Genomic DNA, 19,238 nt, shown 5'->3' with positions numbered 1-19,238 from the left:
GATACGAGCGACCGCATTGAAGTTTGTTCATCTCGCGTTGGCCTTTCTGCTTGCCGGCATTCTGCCGGCGCTGGCCGAATCATCCCCCGTCACGGGAGCCGGACAGGTGCCGGGAGCGCCTGCAGGCGAAGCGCCTCCACCGCCGCTCGTGCTGCTGCTCGACGGGCTCGGCGTCTATGTCGAGAACGATTATATCGGAGTTTCCGCGCTGGCGCGGCCGCTGGCGCAGCAGGGCTTTCGCACCCGCACCGATTCCCATCTGATGGTGAAGACCAAGGGCATCGTGCCGGACATCATCATCGGTCATTCGATGGGCGGTGAGACAGCGCTGCGCTATGCGGGCCAGCTCGCTCGCGCCGGCTATCCCGCGCCGCTGGTGATTACGGTCGACGCCGCGCCGGCCCCGCCGGCCTGCACCGTGCCGCGCTGCGTGAACATTGCCGGTCCCGGCTTCATAAAGGTGCGCGGCGCCCAGAACATCAGTGCCTGGGCGGCGGGAGCGCGCTTCACCAACCATGCGCAGCTGCCGATGCACCCGGCCGTCCAGAAGCTCATCCTGCAGGAAACGGCCAACTGGCTCGCCGCCCGGCAGGCGGCGATGCAGCAGACGGCGAAGACCGACAGGCCGCCGCAGGCGACCGCACCGCAGCCGGCGCGCCCCGCGCCGCCTCCCACGAGCCGGCCGCAGATGTGGACGGTTCCCGGCTGGAGCGTCCCGAACTGGTCGATGCCGGGCACCACGCCCTAGACGCGCCGCCCGGCCGAGACGCATGCTTGCCAAACGCGCCGAGTTTCGAAACAAGGGCGTGGCGCCGAGGCGCCGCGACAGCGGGGAAGGGTGGCCGAGTGGTTTAAGGCAGCGGTCTTGAAAACCGCCGTGGGGGCAACTCCACCGTGGGTTCGAATCCCACCTCTTCCGCCATCCCATTGATTTTCCATGTATTTTTATGTTCGCCACTGCGCGGAGAACCCTTGATCTGTAAGGCTTCTCCAAGCGCGGACGTATTCCTGTGTTCGCGAACGACCGCTACAATCCGCCGTATCGGACTGGGGCCCAAACTGGGGCCTGACTGGGGACCAAATCCGGGCCCCAGTTTCAGCGGGGAAATCACGATGGCGCGGGCCCTTAATCGCCTTTCGGCACTCTTCGTCAAAACGTGCTCCACGCCGGGCCGTCACGCCGATGGTGGCGGGCTCTATCTCGCCATTTCGCCGGATGGCCTGAGACGGCGATGGGTCTTTCTCTTCGGCATGGGCGGCAAACAGCGGGAAATGGGGCTGGGGCCCGTTTCCGATGTGAACCTAGCGGAGGCCCGCCGCAGGGCGGATGCCGCCCGGCGGCTGATTGCGGACGGAGTAGACCCTATCGAGGATCGGCGGGCCGCTGCGAAGCCCGTGGATAAGGTGAAGACGTTCGGAGAGGTCGCGGACGACTACATCAAGGCGAACGCTCCCGGCTGGCGAAACTCCAAGCATGTGGCGCAGTGGGTCATGACCCTGAGCCGCGTGCGGGACGGTGACGGCAACCTCACTGAGGCTGGATACTGCGTCTCGATCAGAGGCAAGCCTGTCGATCAGATCGACACGGAAGCCGTCCTAGGCGTGCTCACGCCCATCTGGACAGAATTGCCAGAGACAGCGGCGCGAGTACGGGGCCGCATTGAAGCGGTGCTGGATTTCGCGCGGGTGAAAGGGCTTCGGTCTGGCGAGAACCCCGCGCGGTTGCGCGGGCATCTCGATCATCTCTTGCCGAGGCGAAGGAAGGCAGATCGCGGCCACCACGCCGCCATGCCATTTCAGAATGTCCCTGCCTTTGTCGCCAAGCTACACCTTGTGCGCGGTGTCAGCGCTTGGGCGCTCGAATTCCTCATTCTGACGGCGGCAAGGTCGGGTGAGGTCCGTGCGGCGCGGTGGAACGAGATCGACCTGAAGAACAAGCTATGGACGGTTCCAGCCACCCGCATGAAGGGAGGGCGGGAACATCGCGTACCGCTCCCCGACCGAGCCGTGGATTTGCTGCGGACCGTCGCAGCGCTCCGGCCGGCAGAGAACGGAGAAGAGGCCCTGGTCTTCCCCGGCGCAAAGCGAAGCCGCCCGCTCTCGGATATGGCGCTAACCATGCTGCTTCGCCGGAACGCGGAAGGTGAGCCCACCGTTCACGGCTTCCGCTCGGCGTTCCGCGATTGGGCAGGGGATCGCACCAGCTTCCCGCGCGAGGTCGCGGAAGCGGCGCTTGCGCATGCGGTAGGGAACGAAGTCGAAGCGGCTTATCGGCGCGGCGATGCGCTTGAGAAGCGCAGGAAAATGATGAACGCATGGGCGCAATTTATCAAAGGCATGCACTCTTCTTGAATTTCTCACGAATTGCGGGTAGCGGACCGAGAGAGATTAATTGGCAAAGCCGCCCGGCCACACTGTCGACCTGATACGACTAACCTCAACTAGGTCAGCATCAATAGGCATTAATCCACTCCCAATTCCTACACAATAAGGTACGGCGCTTTGATGAAAGACATTATCATGAGGAATTTTATACGTTATGCAAATAAGAACAACTATTATACTTACACTTGCACGACCATTGAGGTCATCAACACTGACGGTGCACCCCCATGGGCGCTTGTATGACTCCCCCGGAAACACCAACCGACTTGCCTGGGGTTCTGATTTGAGATTTTCGTTCGCGAACTTTTTAAGATCTTGGGGAACATTCGCTCCATCAGTGATTACGTCGACCGACGTGCAAACATCCAATGCTGGCGTCTTTCCAACATTTGACACGTTAATCTCAATATCAAATTCAGACCCCGTCTCATAAGCTCGAAAATCACTCACGACATTCATATCAAAGCATATCCACGCCCGTTGATCCGAAATCAATTGCTTCGACATGATGGACGATTGCCTAGCTGAATATATCAAGGCGATAGAAGCAGAAATTGCCGCGATTCCCGAAAAAATAATTGAAACTGGGCCGGCGTACTCAACAAACATCGCAAAAATACGTTCCATTGCACCGGACCTCCCAATTCATAACGATTCACCCCTCATCTCCGCATCGTGACCTCACGAGCATACGAGCCGTCTTCACTTGGTAGGGGCGACTGACACTTAGAGCACCCCGGCCTCGGGCATGACAGGAGCCGGTGACTTTCTCCAACGAAAAAAGCCCGCCGCGTTTCCACGGCGGGCCAAGTCGCTCTGATGAAGATGCCCCGTGCGTGGGGCGGACGTTCCCGGTTCGCCCGCCTTGAGGAGAAGGACGGCAGAGGCGAGCGAACCTAACGGCCGGAACAGCCGACGCAGCGGACCTGCCGTCCTATCCCGAAAAACCTTTGCTTGACGCGAGGCGCACAGTGTGGATTGGGCGCCCGGAGAACGCGGCAAGCTCGCGCTCCAAGCCGAGAATGGCGTCCCGCATCTCCGCGTCCGTCTTGAACTCGACTTCCTTCCGCACCCCACCCGTGTGGGTGACGATGCGGCGCGCGCCGGAAGCGCGCGCCGAGCGGAGGGCGTCAAGATCGGCCCTGATATCCTCAATCGCGCGGGCCATCGTCACGCCCCGGCATTCTTGAACCACGAACGGTGATCGAGGAACGCGCACCCGAAATCCAGCCGGATTTTCGTCTCGACGCCATCCACATCGAAGCCGGCGCGGCTCTCGATCACCGGGCCGGGCTCACCGGCGAGATGGGCGTAGGCGAGACCGTCCGTCGCGGCCGGATCGCTCACCACGTACCAGCCGTTTCCGGTCAGCCGGGGCTCGACAACCACCGTGAGCTTGATCGGCTGCACATCGTCCGTCGTCGGCGCCGTGATCGTCGCCATAAGCTGTTCGGCTTTGCTTTCCAGCGCCGGCCCCACCACGAGGAAGCGGGGCACAACGGCGATCAACTGGCCGGCCGGGTCGGTCTGGCCGCGCATCGCGACGCGCGCGGCAGAGAGGCTGTCAATCGAGAGCGTGGCCGGAGTGCCGAGGTTTTTGTGCGTGGCGTGGAAGAGCGCCACGTTGTCGCCCATCACCGGATTGGCGATCAGAAGCGCCGCAAGCTGGTTCGCTTCGAACTGAGCGGCAGCGACGCCGAGCCGGCGCGGAATATCCTGAAGCGCCCCAATGTCATCGTTGATGATCGCCTTGCGGGTGATGCCGAAGACGCGGCCGAAGGTGTCGAGGCGGATCGTCTCGCCGTTCTCGTCCAGCGTCCCGCGCTTGAACTCGCCGTGTTCGTTCACCTTTTCCAGCGTGCCGAGACCGGAGAGCCCAACGATAATCCGGGTCTTGAAGTCGGGGAGCGTCATCTGCCGCGCCAGCGGCTTGAGGCCGGAAGGAGCAGCGGTGTAGCTCTGGCGCACCACGCGTCCCACGCTGTCGCCGAGGGCAATGGCGAAGTCCGAGGTGCTGTGCAGGCCGCCGAGAGCGCGGGTCACGACCTCGGCAGAGCCGAGGCCGGTCACACCCACCCCGGAGCGGCGAAGGCTCTCACGGGCCATCTCCGGCAGGGTGAGGCCGCAAAACTGACGAGCCGCTGCGCTCGGCTCATGGCCGGGCGTCACGCGGGTGAAGATCGCTTCGCCCATCGCCTGAGCGCGGACATGGGGATCGTCGAAGCCGGTCCCGACCGTCGCGGTGCGGATCGTGCCGGCGGGAGCGCTGCGCTCCTGCATCGCCGCGAACGCGGCGGCGCGGGCCTGATCGGCGCTCGCGCCGGCATCCACCTGTCCGTCAATCCAATCCTGCCCCAGCCCGGCCACGCGGGCGATGCTGCGGATTTCGGAGTTGATCGTTGCTCGCTCCACCACAGCCGGGGCCGGATCGGTGCGGGTCTGGGTTTCGGTCTGCGTCGTCATGTCGGTTCCTCGAATGGTGGCGCCGCCATCGGCGGCGATAGGGACGATGCTGAGTTCCAGCGGCGTCCACTTCTGAGCGGTCTTGATGCGCCGCCCGCCCTCGGCGCTTTCCTTCCACTCCGCGACGGCGTAGCCGACGCTCACTCCCCGGAGATGCCCGTCGAGCACATCCTGAACGACGGCCTCCACATCGGGGCGGCGCGAGAGCTTTATGACCGCCCGTGCTTCGGAAGGGCTCACCGTCCACGCCTTGGTGACGTGACCGAGCACGTCGGACACGTCGCCGCGACGGTGAGAGTTGAGAACCGGGGCGCCGATGAAGGCGCTCCAATCCTGTTGAAGGTCCAGCCGCTCCTCATAGGCGCCGCGCGCGTCGGCGCGCTCCACCGGGGCACCCGTCGAGAACACCACTTCAAGGGTGCGCTCTTCAGGCTTCCACGATGATGCGGCGAGCGGAGCGCGGCGGGTGATCAGTTCATTCCCCATTGGAGTTCACCTTTTGTTCGGAGATACCAAGGGCCGCTTCGCGCGTGGCATCGGCCGCCCGCTCGGCGTCGAGTTCTTCGACGCTGATGCCGCGAGCCTCCACCGCCTGCCGGCGCGACATGAGACCCGCACTGATGGCGGCGATCTCCGCGTCCACGTCCTTCGCAGGGTCCACCCACTCCTGACGCGGCGTGATCCAGCGCGCGCCGAGATAGCTCTCGGGATCGCTCTCAAACCCCGGTGCGGCGATGCGGCCGGAGAGGATTTCCGCCGTGACGAAAGCCCGCCAGAGCGGCCGCAGCAGGCGGAACACCAGCACATTGTGCTGGATCGCCTCAGCGCGGCGCCGGAAGTCGACAAGACCGGCGCGGATCGAGGAGTAATTGACGCTCGACAGGTCGCCCGTAAGCGCCTCATAGGGCACGCCGAGCCCGGCCGCGATCTCCCGCGCCGTGATGCGCAGGAAGTCGATCACCTCGGCACCAACCTTGGCAGGATCGGAGAACCGGACATCCTGTCCGGGGGCGAGCACCTTCAGGGTTCCAGGCTCAAGTCCGCCATCGAGGTTGCCGCCCGACTGCTCGCCGTCGAAGGGTACAGCGCCGTCCAGCGAGGTAACGAAGCCCGTGAGGAGCGCGGCCACCTTCTGGCGCACGAGCTGCGCGTCCATTGCGCCGTCGTGATCGTTCAGCCGCAGGAGACAGGGCGCATACCAGCTAACGCCGCGCACCGCCCCCGGCATGTCCGGTTTGAAGATGTGGCAGACGCTTTCAGCCGGAACCCGCACCGCGTCGAGAGCCCGCACAAATGGGAGCGACGGCGGATCGGGGAGAAGGTGATAGGCGAGCCGGGTCCCGTCCTGATCGAGTTCCACCCCGGCAATGATCCGGCGTCCGCCGTCCAGATCGCGAGACATACTCGGGTCAAGTTGCTCGGCATCGAGCACACGCACCCGGAGTTCGCCAGCCGGAGAGTAGGACAAGGCGACGAGGCTTTCGCCGTCGATCACCATGCGGCGGGCCACGAGGGACTGAACGCCGTAGAGGTCGCCGCCGCCGTCGAGGTCGGCGCGATCAGTCCACGCCTCGAAAGCCGCACCGAGGGCGGCACGGATAGCCGGATCGGGATGCGTCGACTGCGGCCGGATGCCGGTCCCCACGAGGGCGGACATCCACGCCTCGGCCCCGGAGGCGGCCAACGGGTTGTTTGCGGTCAAGTACCTCGCCCGCCGGGAGAGCGGCCCGCGAGCGGTCAAACCGGCGCTCACGGGCGCCGGCATTTCTCCCGCGCCGCGCCAGCGGCGACCACCCTGCGCCCCGTCGTAGGAACGCGCCATGGCCTTCGCGGGAGCGCGGAATAGGTCGAGGATACCCATCACTGCACCTGCGGCGGTTTCAGGATTTCCGCCAGCTCTTCCGGCAAAATCCCGAGAAATTTGGCCTCGTCCGCGAGCGTGAGTTCGCCATCGGCAATCGCAATCCGCAGTTCTTCAAGGCGCTCTTCATAGTCAGGCGCTTCGCGCGCCGCCTTCGCGATCTCAATTAAGTCCATTGCGCTCGCCCTTCTTCGGCGCCGCCATGGCCTGCACGCCGGTCATGATCGTCTCTTCGGCGAAGCGCGCGAGGTAGCCGCCGCGATCCACGCCGAGGGCATCGGCGATGTCGCCGAGCGTCGCGTCGGTCCCTTTCGTTTCGAGTAGTTCGACAAGGCGGCGCGCCTCGGCGGGGAAACCCGGCAGCTTCAGCGCGTCATCGACGGAGAGGGCGAAAAGCTGTTCGCTATCCATTACTTCGCCTCCAACGCCGCGCGGACGCGGCGCATATGAAAGGTGAGGTTCACCAGAAAGGCGGCCCGCGAGCCGCTGTCAGCGGACGGTTCGGCGGTCGCGGCGAGCACGTCGCCAAACGATCCGCCGACGTGGCGCTCGCCATCCTCGAAACGGACGATCCCGGCCCAGATGTCCGCAGAGCCTTCCGAGCGGAGGAAGATGCGGGCGTCGCGGACGAGTTCGCAGGCAGCCTCAGCGGAAAGACCATCACTCATGAGCGCGACCTGAGCGCTCAGCAGCGCGGCATCAACCAATGAGTAGCGACGCCAAGACCGTTCCTCCGCGTCCGCCTCTGCATCCCAAAAGGGAACATGACCCCTAAAGCGCAGAGTTTTCAGTCGGTTCAGCGCGACGCCAGCAGCGGCGGCGATCTGCGAAACGGTGTAAAGAAGATTGCTGGTTTCCATCGCCACGCCACCGGGTTCAATATGAACCTATATGGGGCCAGCGAATTCAATTTCAATGCAATGATGGATTTACTTCCGCGATCCATCCAGAATAACGAATAATGCGAAAAAAGCAGGGGCGTGAGATGTCTAGCGAAGATTATCGGATATTATCAACCGCATACTTCGAAAAATACGTTGACTATGCGAAATATTGCGGACAGGTTCAGGCTGATTATGGAAAATGGCTGACCTCAACGATTGCTCTGTCTAACTTTGGTGGAATATATATTCTGGCGCAGGCCGATCAATTTACAATTGATCAGAAAAAATATTCGATTATTTGGCTCACTGCTGGACTTGTATGCACTTTTCTCTCTGGATTGTTCGCATGGCTAAATTGGTCGCGAGCGGCGGCCCTCTATGACGAATGGGCAGACCCGCGTTTGCTCATTTCGGCAGCCCACCTCGTTAAGGAAGACAACCATGGTGAGGCTATCGGAAGAACCTACCGAGCATCTCTGTTTTTCGGCTTCATGGCTGTGGCTTGCATTCCAGCAGCAGTGATCGCGCTTTTTCGGGCGATATAAGGCGCGCATGATCTTTCGCGCCTAACGCTCCATCCACGCCGACTTGATCACCCTCGGCGCCGCCTTAGCGGGCGGCGCGCCTTTCAGTTCTTCCTCGCGCATATTCCAGTTCAGCGTAAGAGCATGGCGCGCAGCGAAGGCGTAGACGACGCAATCCAGCGCCTCAGCCCGCCGGCCGGGGATGCGCTCGAAACGCCGGATCGGTTGCCCTTTGAAGTACCGCACCGTACGGCGTTCACTGGTCAGTTGCTCGAACCACGACGGCTCAAGCTCGGCAGAAAATCGGATCGAGCGCCCTCGCGAGAGGCGGTTCGCCAACGTCGTCTTGATCCCATCCACGCCGACAATCCATAGCCGCCCGCCGCGCACCTTGGTCTTGCTCGCTTGGATGGCAGGGCGGGCGCCAGAGACGCCCTTTCCGGCCATTATGCGACGAACCGCACGCGGAAAGCAGAAGGCATAGACCCGTTCGGTCCAATCGCCATCGCCTGCATCCACGACAGCGGCGTCGATCCTCAAGGACCCGCCGGCCGGGTGCTTCCACCGGCTCTTGAGAATGGCGTCGAGTTCAAGCCACGTCGTATCATCGTCGGGGGAACCCCAAATGATGATGTGACCGAGCACGAAAAGATCGATGCGGCTCCAACCGCACAGCGTCACCTCGATCCGGTCATCTTGCACGTCGCAGCCGGCCGTGATCGCCAGCACCTCCGGCGGAATGGCTTCCAGCCCGAACGGCTCGGCGCGCGCTTGAAGCGCGGCCTCATCCACCTCGTCGCCGCCGTCCTTCCAGCCCTCGGCGAGGATGGTGTTTACGAAAACCTGAAGGCTTTCGGGATCATCCTTCGCAGCGAGGAATTCGGCAGCGAGCTTCGGCCAGGACGCATTCGGCAACAGCGACACGAGTGCATTGAGACGGAACCCCGCGTGCCCATGCACCTCCGGCGCCGTCGCGCGCCAGCGGCCGGCCTCCACCATCGCGGGCTTGTCGGCTTCCTCGATCACGCACCTGTCCGCCGTCAGCACCAATGGCACAGATTTGAGGTTGTGATTTAAGGAGGGTTGGGGCTTCGTCGTAGTGACGAAGGAACGAAGATGAAGGCCCAACCCTCCTTGAAAAAATCGCCGACAAAGGCCCCTGCTGAGCGTGTTGTGAAGGATATTCGGCGGCAGACGCGTCGCCATTTCTCGGCCGAGGACAAAATCCGCATCGTGCTCGATGGGCTGCGCGGCGAGGACAGCATTGCGGAGCTGTGCCGCAAGGAAGGCATCGCCCAGAGCCTGTACTACACTTGGTCGAAGGAGTTCATGGAAGCGGGGAAGCGCCGCCTGGCCGGCGATACTGCCCGCGCGGCGACCACCGGTGAGGTCCAGGATCTGCGCCGCGAAACCCGTGCTTTGAAGGAATGCGTGGCGGACCTGACGCTGGAAAACCGGTTGCTCAAAAAAAGCATGATTGCGGATGGGGGCGACGACGAATGAGGTATCCCGCATCCGAAAAGCTCGAGATCATCCGGATCGTGGAACAGTCGCACCTGCCCGCCAAACGCACGCTCGACCAGTTGGGCGTCGCCCGTCGGACGTTCTACCGCTGGTATGACCGTTATCTTGAGGGCGGGCCGGAGGCGCTGGAGGATCGGCCATCGGCGCCGAGCCGGGTGTGGAACCGGATCGGCCGCGACATCCAGGATCAGATCGTGGAGATGGCGCTGGAGGCGACCGACCTCAGCCCCCGCGAACTGGCGGTGCGCTTCACCGACGAGAAACGCTACTTCGTGTCAGAATCCGCGGTTTACCGCCTGTTGAAGGCCCAGGATCTGATCACCAGCCCGGCCTATGTCGTGATCAAGGCCGCCGATCAGTTCCACACCAAGACCACCCGGCCGAACGAGATGTGGCAGACTGATTTTACCTACTTCAAGATCATTGGGTGGGGCTGGATGTACCTGTCGACCGTCCTCGATGACTTCTCGCGCTACATCATCGCCTGGAAGCTGTGCACCAACATGCGGGCCGAGGACGTGACCGACACGCTGGACCTGGCTCTGGCGGCTTCCGGCTGCGACAGCGCCACGGTGCTGCACAAGCCCAGGCTGCTCAGCGATAATGGTCCCAGCTACATCGCCGGCGAACTTGCGGAATACATTGAGGCCCGGAAAATGAGCCATGTGCGCGGCGCCCCGATGCATCCCCAGACCCAGGGCAAGATCGAACGCTGGCATCAGACCCTGAAGAACCGCATCCTATTGGAAAACTACTTCCTGCCCGGCGATCTCGAGGCCCAGATCGAGGCCTTCGTCGAACACTACAATCACCAGCGTTACCACGAGAGCCTGAACAATGTGACGCCCGCCGACACCTACTTCGGAAGGGCTCCGGCGGTCATCCAACAGCGTGAAAGGATCAAGCGACAGACCATCGAACATCGGCGCTTGCAGCACCGCAAGCTCGCCGCCTAACATCAACCCCCAGACGAGGCCCGCACTCCGCTAATTTACCCCGCGAGTTGCGCCAAATGTTCTGACGACGGACAGAGCGCGCCGTCACCTGCTATTCGCAGGGCGTGAACCAGTCGGCCCACGGCACCGACAAGGTCAACGCCATCATCAACGTGCATCTCGCCACCGGCCGCATCGGGCGTCCGGGCATGGGCCCATTCTCGCTCACCGGCCAGCCCAATGCGATGGGCGGGCGGGAGGTCGGCGGTCTCGCCAACCAGCTGGCGGCGCACATGAACTTCACGCCGGTCGAGATCGACAGGGTAGGCCGGTTCTGGGGCGCCTCGCGCATGGCCGGGCGGGAGGGCCTGAAGGCCGTCGCGATGTTCGAGGCCATCGCGGCGGGCAAGATCAAGGCACTGTGGATCCTGGGCACCAACCCGGCGGTCAGCCTGCCACGCGCGGGAGCCGTGGACCACGCGCTGAAATCGCTGGACTTCCTGGTCGTGTCGGAGAATGTCGCGTCCAACGACACGCTTTCCTGCCGCCCGCATCTCGTGCTTCCCGCGCTCGCCTGGGGCGAGAAGGACGGCACCGTCACCAATTCCGAGCGCCGTATTTCGCGTCAGCGCGCCTTTCTGCCGCCGCCCGGCGAGGCGCGGCCGGACTGGTGGGCGATGGCGCAGGTGGGCCGCCGGCTCGGCTTCGAGGATGCGTTCGCCTGGCGGAACGTCGCCGACGTGTTTCGCGAGCATGCCGCTCTGTCGGGCTTCGAGAACCAGGGCAGCCGTGACTTCGATCTCGGCGGCCTGAGCACCCTCGATGACGTCGCCTTCGACATGCTGGCGCCGGTGCAATGGCCCGTGCGGTCGGCGGACGATCGCGCCGACAAGCGCTTCTTTGCCGACGGCCACTTCTTCACGCCGGATCGCAAGGCGCGCTTCGTCGCGCCAATCGCCGCGCAACTCGCGACCGAAACCAGCCCAGCCTTTCCGTTCATCCTCAACACCGGGCGCATACGCGACCAGTGGCACACCATGACGCGGACCGGGCTCAGCCCGCGGCTTGGCGCACACCTGCCGATGCCGTTCGTCGAAATCCATCCCGTGGACGCGGAGAAACTCGGCCTGAAGGAGGGTGGCCTGGTCGCGCTGCGGTCTCCTCACGGTCACGCCGTGCTCGAAGCACACCTGAGCCCCGGCCAGATACGCGGCTCGCTTTTCGCGCCGATCCACTGGTCCAATGCCACCTCGTCGAACGCACGCATCAACGCGCTGGTCGCCGGCATCACGGACCCGGTGTCGGGCCAGCCGGAATCGAAGGCGACACCGGTGCACGCCTCGGCGCTGTCCATGCCGTATCGCGGCTTCGTCCTCAGCCGTGAGGCGGTGACCGACCTGCCTGCCACCTGGTGGGCGAAAGTCGCGATGGAAGGAGGCGAGGGGTATCTTATGGCCTCCGATCAAGGCCCGGAGGATTGGCAGCGCCATACGGCGGGACTTCTCAGAACCACCGACTATACCGAATATGTCGATGCCGACGGCGGCACCTATCGCGCCGCCGCCTTCGATGAAACGGGCGCGCTCACCGGCGCGGTTTTCCTGTCACCCAGCGATGCCCCTGCCTCGTGGGACGGAATGAAAGCCCTGCTCGCCGCGCGGACGCCCAGCTCCACCGGGCGCCGCAACCTGCTCTCCGGGCGAGGCGACGAGGGCGTGCCATCGCGCGGGCCGCTGGTCTGCGCGTGCTTTGCCGTCTCGGCGTCGCAGATCGAGGCGGCGCTTGCCGCTGACCCCGGTGCCGATGTCCAGCGGCTGGGGCAGAAGCTGGGCGCGGGAACCAATTGCGGCTCCTGCGTGCCGGAGCTCAAGAAACTGATCCGGCAGAATGCACCCCAGCATCACGCAGTTTGACGGACGCTTTTCTTGTTGTCGGATAACGCGTCACTCGCCGGCGGCACGAAACGTTACTTTATGCGACACGGCCACTTGGCGCCATGTGACGTATACATTGAACGTGAATCACGACCCGCGCAGCAACTGCCGCGTTATTCCCGCCCGGGGAGGTGACCATCGTGTCCGGCGACCGTGCCCGGCGCCTCCGGGACGGCGTCGCTCATTCGCTCGCAGGGACCGGCCGGCTTCAGCGGGCAGGTCTCAAACCTGCCGGACGATGGCGCCTAGGACGTTGACGAGAAGGCGCGCGGCGGTCAGGGCCGACAGACCGTCAATGTCGGTGGGAGGATAGAGTTCGACGAGGTCGAACCCGGCGATCCGTGCCCGCTTGCCGACGCCCGCGATCAGGTCGATCACCTGCGTGTAGCTGAGGCCTCCGGGGGTGCGCGCCGCCACGCCCGGCATGATGCCGGGATCGAGGCCGTCGCAGTCGAGGGTGACGACGACCCGGGCGCCCTCGGGAATGTGCCGGAGCGCGGCATCTACCCCCAGGGCGTGAATCTCGCGGGCGGTTATGAGGCGGCTGCCATAGCGCCGCGCCGCTTCGAGCTCCGGCAGGCGCGCGCTGCCGACGCTGCGCAGGCCGACCTGCACCATGCCGGCGACATGCGCCATCTCGCTCGCCCGGCGCATCGGGCTCGAATAGCCGTAGCGTTCACCGTCAACCTCGTCGCGCCAGTCGATGTGAGCGTCGATCTGCAGGATCCAGACCGGTCCCTGATCGGCAAAGCCGGCGAGAAACGGAATGGGCACGGAATCGTCGCCGCCGAGCAGGATCGGCACGGCCGGCAATGCCAGGATCTCGCGCGTCTTCGCCTCTATCCGGGCCCGGTTGCCGTCATTGTTCTGCAAGCTGGTCGGGACATCGCCGGCATCAATGCAGCAGACTGGCCCGCCGTCGAACAGCGGGCCGCCGAGATCGAAGTCCCAGTGTTCGACGAGCGCGGCATCCTCCTGGCTCGCCGCGCGGATCGCGTCGGCGGCCAGGGCATACCCGCGGCTGTCCTTGCCGGGATAGGTGCTGCCGTGACCCGCTCCGAAGATCACCGCACGGGGCGCGCTCCCGTCGGCGAGGCGATCGGGAAGACCGAGAAAGCGAGGCGACGAGGTCATTCTTGACGGTCTCGATGAGGGTTCGGCTGAAGTGTCGCGCGGGCGCGGCTGGTGGTGGACTTTGTCGCCGTGACGACGCGTGCAGGATGGCATCGTTCTCGCCGATCGCCGAGGCGGGCAGGGGGCCGTGGTCCATCGCCCCGCATTCTCCACAGCTTGAGGCCTCCTGGGCGAGCGAGGCCCGGCTCCATCGCCGGCTGCGGAATATCCGGCCGCGATGCCGCCGGAGCGGAAGGGCCACCGCTGACCCAGCAGCCCCTGCCGACGCGCGGCGCCAATTGCGGTATTGATGTCGTCCTCTTCGCAGTCCCATTCTGGCTCGCCCGCAAAGATGCGATGATCGCAGCCGTTGCCGAGAACGGAGAACCCCGTCCATGGATGAAACGACGCTCGCCGGCTCCGACCTCGGGATCTTTCTGGCGGGCGCGGGCGGGCTCGCGACGGCGGCGAAGGTGACCGGCCGTCGCCACCGGCGTCCGTTCGAGCCCGGCCCTGCGCTCCGGCGGACGGCGACCATGGCAATTGCACCCTCCGCCCGAGGCATCTGATCCATGCTCGACCACGCATCGCCTCTCGCCAGCCAGGGATTGGACCTCACCGAACTCTGGGCCGAGTCGCTGCCGACCGCGCTGCCGGCCGCGCCGCCGACGCTGGTGGGCGCCGGCTTCCTCCTTTCCACGCTCGACTGGATCGAGAGCGACACCTCCGCTCCGCGCACGCTGGAGGCGGCCGCCGGGCGGGTGGGCATGAGCCCGTTCCACTTTCATCGTCGGTTCGCCGAACTCATGGGCGAGACCTTCGGCGCCTATGTGCGACGCACCCGCCTTGCCCATGCCGCGGCGCTGATCTGCCGGTCGTCGACGTCGATCATCGAGGCCTCCCTGCGGAGCGGCTACGGCAGCCAGGCGGCCTTCACGCGCGCCTTCGCGCGGCAGTTCGCCATGGCGCCCAACCGTCTGCGAGCCATCGCGCAGGCGCAGGCTCCACGACCGCAGCGGCTGCACGTCGACCTGGTTGACCAGGCCGCGCCGGTGCGACAGGGCGCCCTGCCGCTCATCGGCATGCGTTTTCACGGGCCGCTATCGCACGTTCCCAGCCATTGGCAGCACTTCGCCGCCGCCCTACAGGCGGCGGGCCTGCCGCTGGCGCAGGTGACCGCCGTGGGCATCCTCTATGACGATCCGGGTTTCACCGCGCCCGAGCAGATCCGCTACGACTGCACGGTGGTGGACACCTATTCGACGTTTCCCGCCCTCCGCGCGCCGTTGCGCCGCCTGTCCCTGCGCGAAAGCGCTTTCGTGCGGCTGGATGTCGACGGGCCCTATCATCTCATCCCGGAGGCCGTGTTCGGCGTGTGTGCCGTGTGGCTGCCGCGCAACCGGCGAGCGCTCGGCGAGGTCCCCGCCTATGAGATGTACCGCACCCCGCCTTGGCTCGCGAATGGCAGTTTCCGCGCCAGCCTGCTGGTGCCGTGCACCCCTTGATCGCCCTGTTGTCGCCGCGCATCGGCGCGGGCTCGCCGGCGGCGGATAGCAAGGACGATCAAACACCCATCCCCGCGAGCTGTTAGGGCGGAAACCCGGAATCGGGTGGCGTGACCACGCTTTGGGGACAGGGGCTGATGCGCAGGAATGAGATGGCATGCCGCGGACAGGCATCCCCGTGTGGCGACCGCTTCATCCTTGCTGCATCCGTTTCCCTGGCCGCTCTGTGCCTCGGCCTCGATGTCGGCTCCGCCGGTGCGCAGGACCTGTCGGTGACCGGCGGCGTGCAGATCGACCACGGCGCCACCCCCTCCTATGACAACACCTTCATCGGCCTGGGTGGCATTGCCGGGACACTTACCATGACCGGCCCGGGGACCTCCCTTTCGAACGATGCCGCCGTCGTGGTCGGCGCCAGCGGTACCGGCACCCTGGACGTCCTCGACGGAGCCTCCGTATCCGGCGCCAGCGGCACGGTGGGGCAGGCGGCGGCGGGCACGGCGACGATTTCCGGCACGGGATCGGCCTGGCGCACCTCCGGCAGCCTCACGGTGGGCTTCGATGCCAATGGCAGCCTTTCGGTGGAGCAGGGCGGGCTTCTCGCCTCCGGCAACGCCAGCTTCGGCGTGGCCGGCTCCAGCGCCGTCGGCTCGGTCGCGGTCACCGGCGCCGGCTCGAAATGGGTCAATGCCGGCAGCATGACGGTCGGAGGCTTCGGCTCCGGCCGGTTGACGGTTTCGGACGGCGGCGTCGTCACCACCGGCGACACGGTGGTGGCGGGTCTGTTGTCGCCCAGTGGCGCGGTCATCGTCAGCGGCGCCGGCTCGGCTTTTCAGGTGGACGGGACGCTCGCGGTCGGCACCAACGGGACCGTCTCGGTGCTCGACGGGGCGGTGATGATGTCGGGGCACGCCAATATCGGCGACGGCGTGAGCGCGGCCACCGGCAACGTCACCGTCGATGGCTCCGGCTCGCGCTGGGACGCTTCGGGCGCGATCACCGTGGGGGCGCTGGGGGCCGGATCCATGGTCGTCTCCGATGGCGGCGTCGTGACCTCCGCGAGCGCGCTGATCGGCAATGCCAACAGCACCGGACAGGCGGCCGTGCTCGGCTCCGGTTCGCAGTGGCTGATCGCCGGCGACCTGACGGTGGCAACCGGCAGCGGGAGCGGCACGCTCGTCATCGCCGATGGCGCGGTCGTGTCCAACGTCAATGCGGTGGTGGGCGCCGAGAACTCGCCCGCGCTGGTGGAGGTGGGCGGCGCGGGTGCGCGCTGGGACAGTGCCGGAACCGTCCGGGTGCAGACCGGCGGAACCGTTTCGGTGTTCGATGGCGCAACGGCGACCAGTTCGGAGCTTCTCGTCGGTTTCGACCTCACCGTTCCCGCCCGGCTCGAGATCGCGGGAGCCGGATCGAGCTGGACCGCCTCCGAGGCCGTGGCGGTGGGCTATGACGGCTACGGCTCGCTGCATATTGCCGATGGCGGCACGCTGCGTTCCGGGGATGGGGTGATCGGCTCGGTCTTCGGCACCATCGGCGTGGTGGACGTGTCCGGCGCGGGCTCCAGCTGGAGCAATGACGGCGTGCTCTATGTGGGGGATGGCGGCGACGGCGGGCTGGGCATTGGCGATGGCGCCTCGGTCAGCACCAATTTCGCGGTGTTGGGCTATCAGGCGGGAGGCCACGGCGAAATCCAGATCGGCTCCGGCGCCTCGCTGGTGGTGGCCGACGAGTTCTATGTCGGCTTCGGCGGCAGCGGCGCGGTGGAGGTCGAGACCGGCGGGTCGCTCGTCACCGGCGCCGCGGCGCTCGGCGCCGGGCCGGGCTCGCGGGGTTTCGTCAGCGTCTCGGGCGCGGGTTCAAGCTGGACCGTCAACGGCGAATTGTCGGTTGCCGGCGAAGGCGGGCAGGGCACGTTGCGGGTGGAGAATGGCGGGCACGTCGCGGCCACCTTCGTCGACGCGCTCGGCGGCACCTCCAACATCACCGTGACCGGCGCCGGCTCGCGCCTCGATGCGGGCAGCGCGCTTCTGCTGGGCGGCGTCACCCCCAGTCGATTGACCCTCTCCGACGGCGGAACCCTTGCCGCCGACCTGGTCTCGGTCGGGGTCGCCGATGATGAGGGCAATGCCGGCATCTCCGCCGAGATCGTCATCGGCGGCGCCTCTGGCGATGCGGCGACGGCGGCGGGAACGCTGCAAGCCGACGCGCTTGCCGTGCAGGCGGGCGCGAGCGCGCAACTGGTGCTGAACCACACGGCGGGCGACTACCTCCTCGCCACGGATCTTTCCGGCGCGCTGACCGTCGATGCCTATGCCGGCACGACCCGGCTTTCCGGCCTCAACACCTATTCCGGCGCCACCACCATCCATGGCGGAACGCTGATCGGATCGGCCACGAGTTTCGGCAGCGGGTCGATCCTCGATCAGGGTGTGCTCGTGATCGACCAGTCGGACACCGGCACGCTCGCCAACGCGCTGAGCGGCAGTGGGGCGCTGGTCAAGACCGGCACCGGCACGCTGATCTATGCGGGCGACGGAACCGCCTTCACCGGCACCACGAACGTCGATGCGGGCACGCTCTCGCTGGCGGGATCGCTGGGCGGGCCGGTCATGGTGACGGATGGCGCCGTGCTGGCCGGCAATGGTCGCGTCGGCGCGCTGGCTCTCGCCTCCGGGGCCACGGTCGCGCCGGGCAATTCCGTCGGCACGGTGACGGTTGCGGGCGATTTCAATCAGGCGGCTGGCGCTCTCTACGCCGTGGAAGTGGCCGGCGGCTCCGCCGACCTGATCGCCGTCGGCGGCACCGCCACTCTGACCGAGGGCGCGCTGATCAGCGTCAGCGGCCTCGGCGGCGTCACGTCCCTGGGCTCGCGCTTCACCGTTCTCACGGCCGCCGGCGGTGTCACCGGGAGCTACACGCTGGTGGGCGATAATTCCATCTCCGCCTTCTATGCGGTGGAGACCTTCGCCGATACATCGGGCGTGTATCTCGACGTGCTGCAGGACCGGGCCTTCGCGTCTGCCGCCATTACGCCGAACCAGCGGACCACCGCGGCGGCGCTCGACAGCCTGCCCGCCGGGAGCTTTCTGCACGACGCGGTCGGCTCGCAGCTGACCGATTCCGCCGCGCGGCTTGCCTTCAACCAGTTGTCGGGTGATCTCTATCCCAGCCTGCGGAACGCGGCGCTCGACGATAGCCGCTTCGTGCGCGATGCCGTCCTGGGGCGTCTGCGACGGGCCTTCGGCGACGTGGCCGCGCCCGGCGGCGACATCGAGCCGGGCGCGGCCTTGTGGGGCCAGGCCTACGGGTCGTGGGGGACGTTCGACGGCACCGCGAACGCCGCCGGTTTCGACCGCACCATCGGCGGCTTCGTGGTCGGCGTCGATCGCCCGCTCGGCGAGGCGTTCCGCTTCGGCGGCTTCGCCGGCTACGGGCAGAGCAGCTACCATTTTGCCACTGGCGGCGCCTCAGCCGACAGCGACGACCTGCATGCGGGCGTCTATGGCGGCGGCCAGTTCGGCCCGCTTGGGGTGCGGCTGGGTGCCGCCTATACCCACCAGGACGTCGACACGACCCGCCAGGTCTCCTTCCCCGGCTTCTCCGAACGCCTGAGTGGCGGCTATGACGGCCACACGGCGCAGGTTTTCGCCGATGCGGGCTGGCGCATGGCGCTCGGACCGATGGCGCTGGAGCCCTTTGCGGGGCTGGCCTATGTCAATGTTTCCAGCGGCGATTTCGCTGAAACCGGGGGCCTGGCGGCGCTTTCGGGTGGGGCGGGCGATGCTGGGGTAACATTCACCACTCTGGGCCTGCGGACATCCGTCGACATCTCCCTGGGGGCCCTGAACGGCCGCCTCACGGGTATGGCCGGCTGGCGCCATGCCTTTGGCGACACCGATCCGGAAGCGACGCTCGGCTTCGCCGGCAGCATCCCGTTTTCGATTGCCGGCGTGCCGCTGGCGGAAGACACGCTGGTGCTCGAAGGCGGTCTTTCCCTGCCGCTCTCCTCGACCGCGCATCTGGCTGCGTCCTATTCCGGAACGTTCGGCGACGGCATTTCCGACAATGGTCTCAACGTCGGCCTGAGCTGGCGTTTCTGACGCGACG

At 65.9% G+C, this 19,238-nt stretch carries 17 protein-coding genes, 1 tRNA gene and 1 pseudogene; 10 read left to right on the top strand and 9 right to left on the bottom strand.

Going from position 1 to position 19,238, the window contains the following annotated elements:
• Nucleotides 1-16 precede the first annotated feature (16 nt).
• From AC1PZ7_RS13595 to AC1PZ7_RS13585, 3 genes are all read left to right on the top strand, one after another.
• A complete protein-coding gene (locus tag AC1PZ7_RS13595) occupies nucleotides 17-748 on the top strand; it encodes a hypothetical protein (protein ID WP_482355749.1) in 732 nt (243 codons plus the stop codon).
• An 84-nt stretch (nucleotides 749-832) separates the two neighbouring features.
• Nucleotides 833-922 (top strand) — tRNA-Ser (locus AC1PZ7_RS13590).
• Between the two features lie 191 nt (nucleotides 923-1,113).
• Nucleotides 1,114-2,352: a tyrosine-type recombinase/integrase gene (locus AC1PZ7_RS13585; RefSeq protein WP_482355748.1), complete on the top strand. Its 1,239-nt coding sequence runs from the start codon at nucleotides 1,114-1,116 to the stop codon at nucleotides 2,350-2,352.
• A 36-nt stretch (nucleotides 2,353-2,388) separates the two neighbouring features.
• On the opposite strand, the gene AC1PZ7_RS13580 is transcribed toward AC1PZ7_RS13585, so the two are convergent.
• From AC1PZ7_RS13580 to AC1PZ7_RS13550, 7 genes are all read right to left on the bottom strand, one after another.
• Nucleotides 2,389-3,012: a hypothetical protein gene (locus tag AC1PZ7_RS13580; RefSeq protein ID WP_482355747.1), complete on the bottom strand. Its 624-nt coding sequence runs from the start codon at nucleotides 3,010-3,012 to the stop codon at nucleotides 2,389-2,391.
• Between the two features lie 307 nt (nucleotides 3,013-3,319).
• On the bottom strand, nucleotides 3,320-3,553 hold the full coding sequence (locus AC1PZ7_RS13575; protein ID WP_482359646.1) for a phage head-tail joining protein: 234 nt from the start codon (nucleotides 3,551-3,553) through the stop codon (nucleotides 3,320-3,322).
• Between the two features lie 2 nt (nucleotides 3,554-3,555).
• A complete protein-coding gene (locus AC1PZ7_RS13570; protein WP_482355746.1) occupies nucleotides 3,556-5,334 on the bottom strand; it encodes a prohead protease/major capsid protein fusion protein in 1,779 nt (592 codons plus the stop codon).
• The gene (locus AC1PZ7_RS13565; RefSeq protein WP_482355745.1) at nucleotides 5,324-6,709 is read right to left on the bottom strand and encodes a phage portal protein; all 1,386 of its coding nucleotides are present in this window, start codon (nucleotides 6,707-6,709) and stop codon (nucleotides 5,324-5,326) included. Before AC1PZ7_RS13565 ends, AC1PZ7_RS13570 begins: the two co-directional genes overlap by 11 nt.
• A complete protein-coding gene (locus AC1PZ7_RS13560) occupies nucleotides 6,709-6,885 on the bottom strand; it encodes a hypothetical protein (RefSeq protein WP_482355744.1) in 177 nt (58 codons plus the stop codon). The genes AC1PZ7_RS13565 and AC1PZ7_RS13560 overlap by 1 nt, the downstream gene beginning before the upstream one ends.
• Nucleotides 6,872-7,120, bottom strand: a complete 249-nt coding sequence (locus AC1PZ7_RS13555) for a hypothetical protein (protein WP_482355743.1) — start codon at nucleotides 7,118-7,120, stop codon at nucleotides 6,872-6,874. The genes AC1PZ7_RS13560 and AC1PZ7_RS13555 overlap by 14 nt, the downstream gene beginning before the upstream one ends.
• Entirely contained in the window at nucleotides 7,120-7,569 is a 450-nt protein-coding gene (locus AC1PZ7_RS13550; RefSeq protein WP_482355742.1) for a hypothetical protein, read from the bottom strand. Before AC1PZ7_RS13550 ends, AC1PZ7_RS13555 begins: the two co-directional genes overlap by 1 nt.
• Nucleotides 7,570-7,694: 125 nt before the next feature.
• On the opposite strand from AC1PZ7_RS13550, the gene AC1PZ7_RS13545 reads away from it, so the two are divergent.
• Nucleotides 7,695-8,138, top strand: coding sequence for a hypothetical protein (locus tag AC1PZ7_RS13545; protein WP_482355741.1), 444 nt, complete (start codon nucleotides 7,695-7,697; stop codon nucleotides 8,136-8,138).
• Nucleotides 8,139-8,159: 21 nt separating this feature from the next.
• On the opposite strand, the gene AC1PZ7_RS13540 is transcribed toward AC1PZ7_RS13545, so the two are convergent.
• Entirely contained in the window at nucleotides 8,160-9,143 is a 984-nt protein-coding gene (locus tag AC1PZ7_RS13540; protein WP_482355740.1) for a terminase gpA endonuclease subunit, read from the bottom strand.
• 90 nt (nucleotides 9,144-9,233) lie between these two features.
• On the opposite strand from AC1PZ7_RS13540, the gene AC1PZ7_RS13535 reads away from it, so the two are divergent.
• The 3 genes and pseudogenes from AC1PZ7_RS13535 (at nucleotide 9,234) to AC1PZ7_RS13525 (ending at nucleotide 12,489) form a co-directional block, all read left to right on the top strand.
• Nucleotides 9,234-10,597, top strand: a protein-coding gene (locus tag AC1PZ7_RS13535) for an IS3 family transposase (protein ID WP_482359592.1) whose coding sequence is annotated in 2 segments (ribosomal slippage) — nucleotides 9,234-9,581 and nucleotides 9,584-10,597 — 1,362 coding nt in all. Because the reading frame shifts where the segments join, the coding sequence is not laid out codon by codon here.
• 89 nt (nucleotides 10,598-10,686) lie between these two features.
• Nucleotides 10,687-11,253, top strand: a pseudogene (locus tag AC1PZ7_RS13530) (molybdopterin-dependent oxidoreductase); the annotation flags it as partial.
• On the top strand, nucleotides 11,254-12,489 hold the full coding sequence (locus AC1PZ7_RS13525) for a nitrate reductase (protein ID WP_482359645.1): 1,236 nt from the start codon (nucleotides 11,254-11,256) through the stop codon (nucleotides 12,487-12,489).
• A gap of 243 nt (nucleotides 12,490-12,732) precedes the next feature.
• Here AC1PZ7_RS13525 and AC1PZ7_RS13520 read toward each other — a convergent pair whose 3' ends face one another.
• On the bottom strand, nucleotides 12,733-13,644 hold the full coding sequence (locus tag AC1PZ7_RS13520; protein WP_482355739.1) for an agmatinase: 912 nt from the start codon (nucleotides 13,642-13,644) through the stop codon (nucleotides 12,733-12,735).
• Between the two features lie 374 nt (nucleotides 13,645-14,018).
• Here AC1PZ7_RS13520 and AC1PZ7_RS13515 point away from each other — a divergent pair, with 374 nt between their 5' ends.
• From AC1PZ7_RS13515 to AC1PZ7_RS13505, 3 genes are all read left to right on the top strand, one after another.
• Nucleotides 14,019-14,192 (top strand): hypothetical protein, encoded by a 174-nt coding sequence (locus AC1PZ7_RS13515; protein WP_482355738.1) that lies wholly within the window; start codon nucleotides 14,019-14,021, stop codon nucleotides 14,190-14,192.
• Between the two features lie 3 nt (nucleotides 14,193-14,195).
• Entirely contained in the window at nucleotides 14,196-15,128 is a 933-nt protein-coding gene (locus AC1PZ7_RS13510; protein WP_482355737.1) for an AraC family transcriptional regulator, read from the top strand.
• 110 nt (nucleotides 15,129-15,238) lie between these two features.
• A complete protein-coding gene (locus AC1PZ7_RS13505; RefSeq protein WP_482355736.1) occupies nucleotides 15,239-19,231 on the top strand; it encodes an autotransporter domain-containing protein in 3,993 nt (1,330 codons plus the stop codon).
• The last annotated feature ends 7 nt before the right edge of the window (nucleotides 19,232-19,238 follow it).

It is taken from the genome of Ancylobacter sp. TW_SC_1 (assembly GCF_056836805.1).
The sequence above is the reverse complement of the archived record's forward strand: the minus strand, read 5'-3'. Positions and strand labels throughout refer to the sequence as shown.

Bases quoted from the DNA above. Each gene is read 5' to 3' on its own strand.
- AC1PZ7_RS13575 (WP_482359646.1), bottom strand. From the start codon at position 3,553: ATGGCCCGCGCGATTGAGGATATCAGGGCCGATCTTGACGCCCTCCGC.
- AC1PZ7_RS13585 (WP_482355748.1), top strand. From the start codon at position 1,114: ATGGCGCGGGCCCTTAATCGCCTTTCGGCACTCTTCGTCAAAACGTGC.
- AC1PZ7_RS13565 (WP_482355745.1), bottom strand. From the start codon at position 6,709: ATGGGTATCCTCGACCTATTCCGCGCTCCCGCGAAGGCCATGGCGCGT.
- AC1PZ7_RS13555 (WP_482355743.1), bottom strand. From the start codon at position 7,120: ATGGATAGCGAACAGCTTTTCGCCCTCTCCGTCGATGACGCGCTGAAG.
- AC1PZ7_RS13520 (WP_482355739.1), bottom strand. From the start codon at position 13,644: ATGACCTCGTCGCCTCGCTTTCTCGGTCTTCCCGATCGCCTCGCCGAC.
- AC1PZ7_RS13580 (WP_482355747.1), bottom strand. From the start codon at position 3,012: ATGGAACGTATTTTTGCGATGTTTGTTGAGTACGCCGGCCCAGTTTCA.
- AC1PZ7_RS13545 (WP_482355741.1), top strand. From the start codon at position 7,695: ATGTCTAGCGAAGATTATCGGATATTATCAACCGCATACTTCGAAAAA.
- AC1PZ7_RS13515 (WP_482355738.1), top strand. From the start codon at position 14,019: ATGGATGAAACGACGCTCGCCGGCTCCGACCTCGGGATCTTTCTGGCG.
- AC1PZ7_RS13510 (WP_482355737.1), top strand. From the start codon at position 14,196: ATGCTCGACCACGCATCGCCTCTCGCCAGCCAGGGATTGGACCTCACC.
- AC1PZ7_RS13570 (WP_482355746.1), bottom strand. From the start codon at position 5,334: ATGGGGAATGAACTGATCACCCGCCGCGCTCCGCTCGCCGCATCATCG.
- AC1PZ7_RS13525 (WP_482359645.1), top strand. From the start codon at position 11,254: ATGGCGCAGGTGGGCCGCCGGCTCGGCTTCGAGGATGCGTTCGCCTGG.
- AC1PZ7_RS13550 (WP_482355742.1), bottom strand. From the start codon at position 7,569: ATGGAAACCAGCAATCTTCTTTACACCGTTTCGCAGATCGCCGCCGCT.
- AC1PZ7_RS13560 (WP_482355744.1), bottom strand. From the start codon at position 6,885: ATGGACTTAATTGAGATCGCGAAGGCGGCGCGCGAAGCGCCTGACTAT.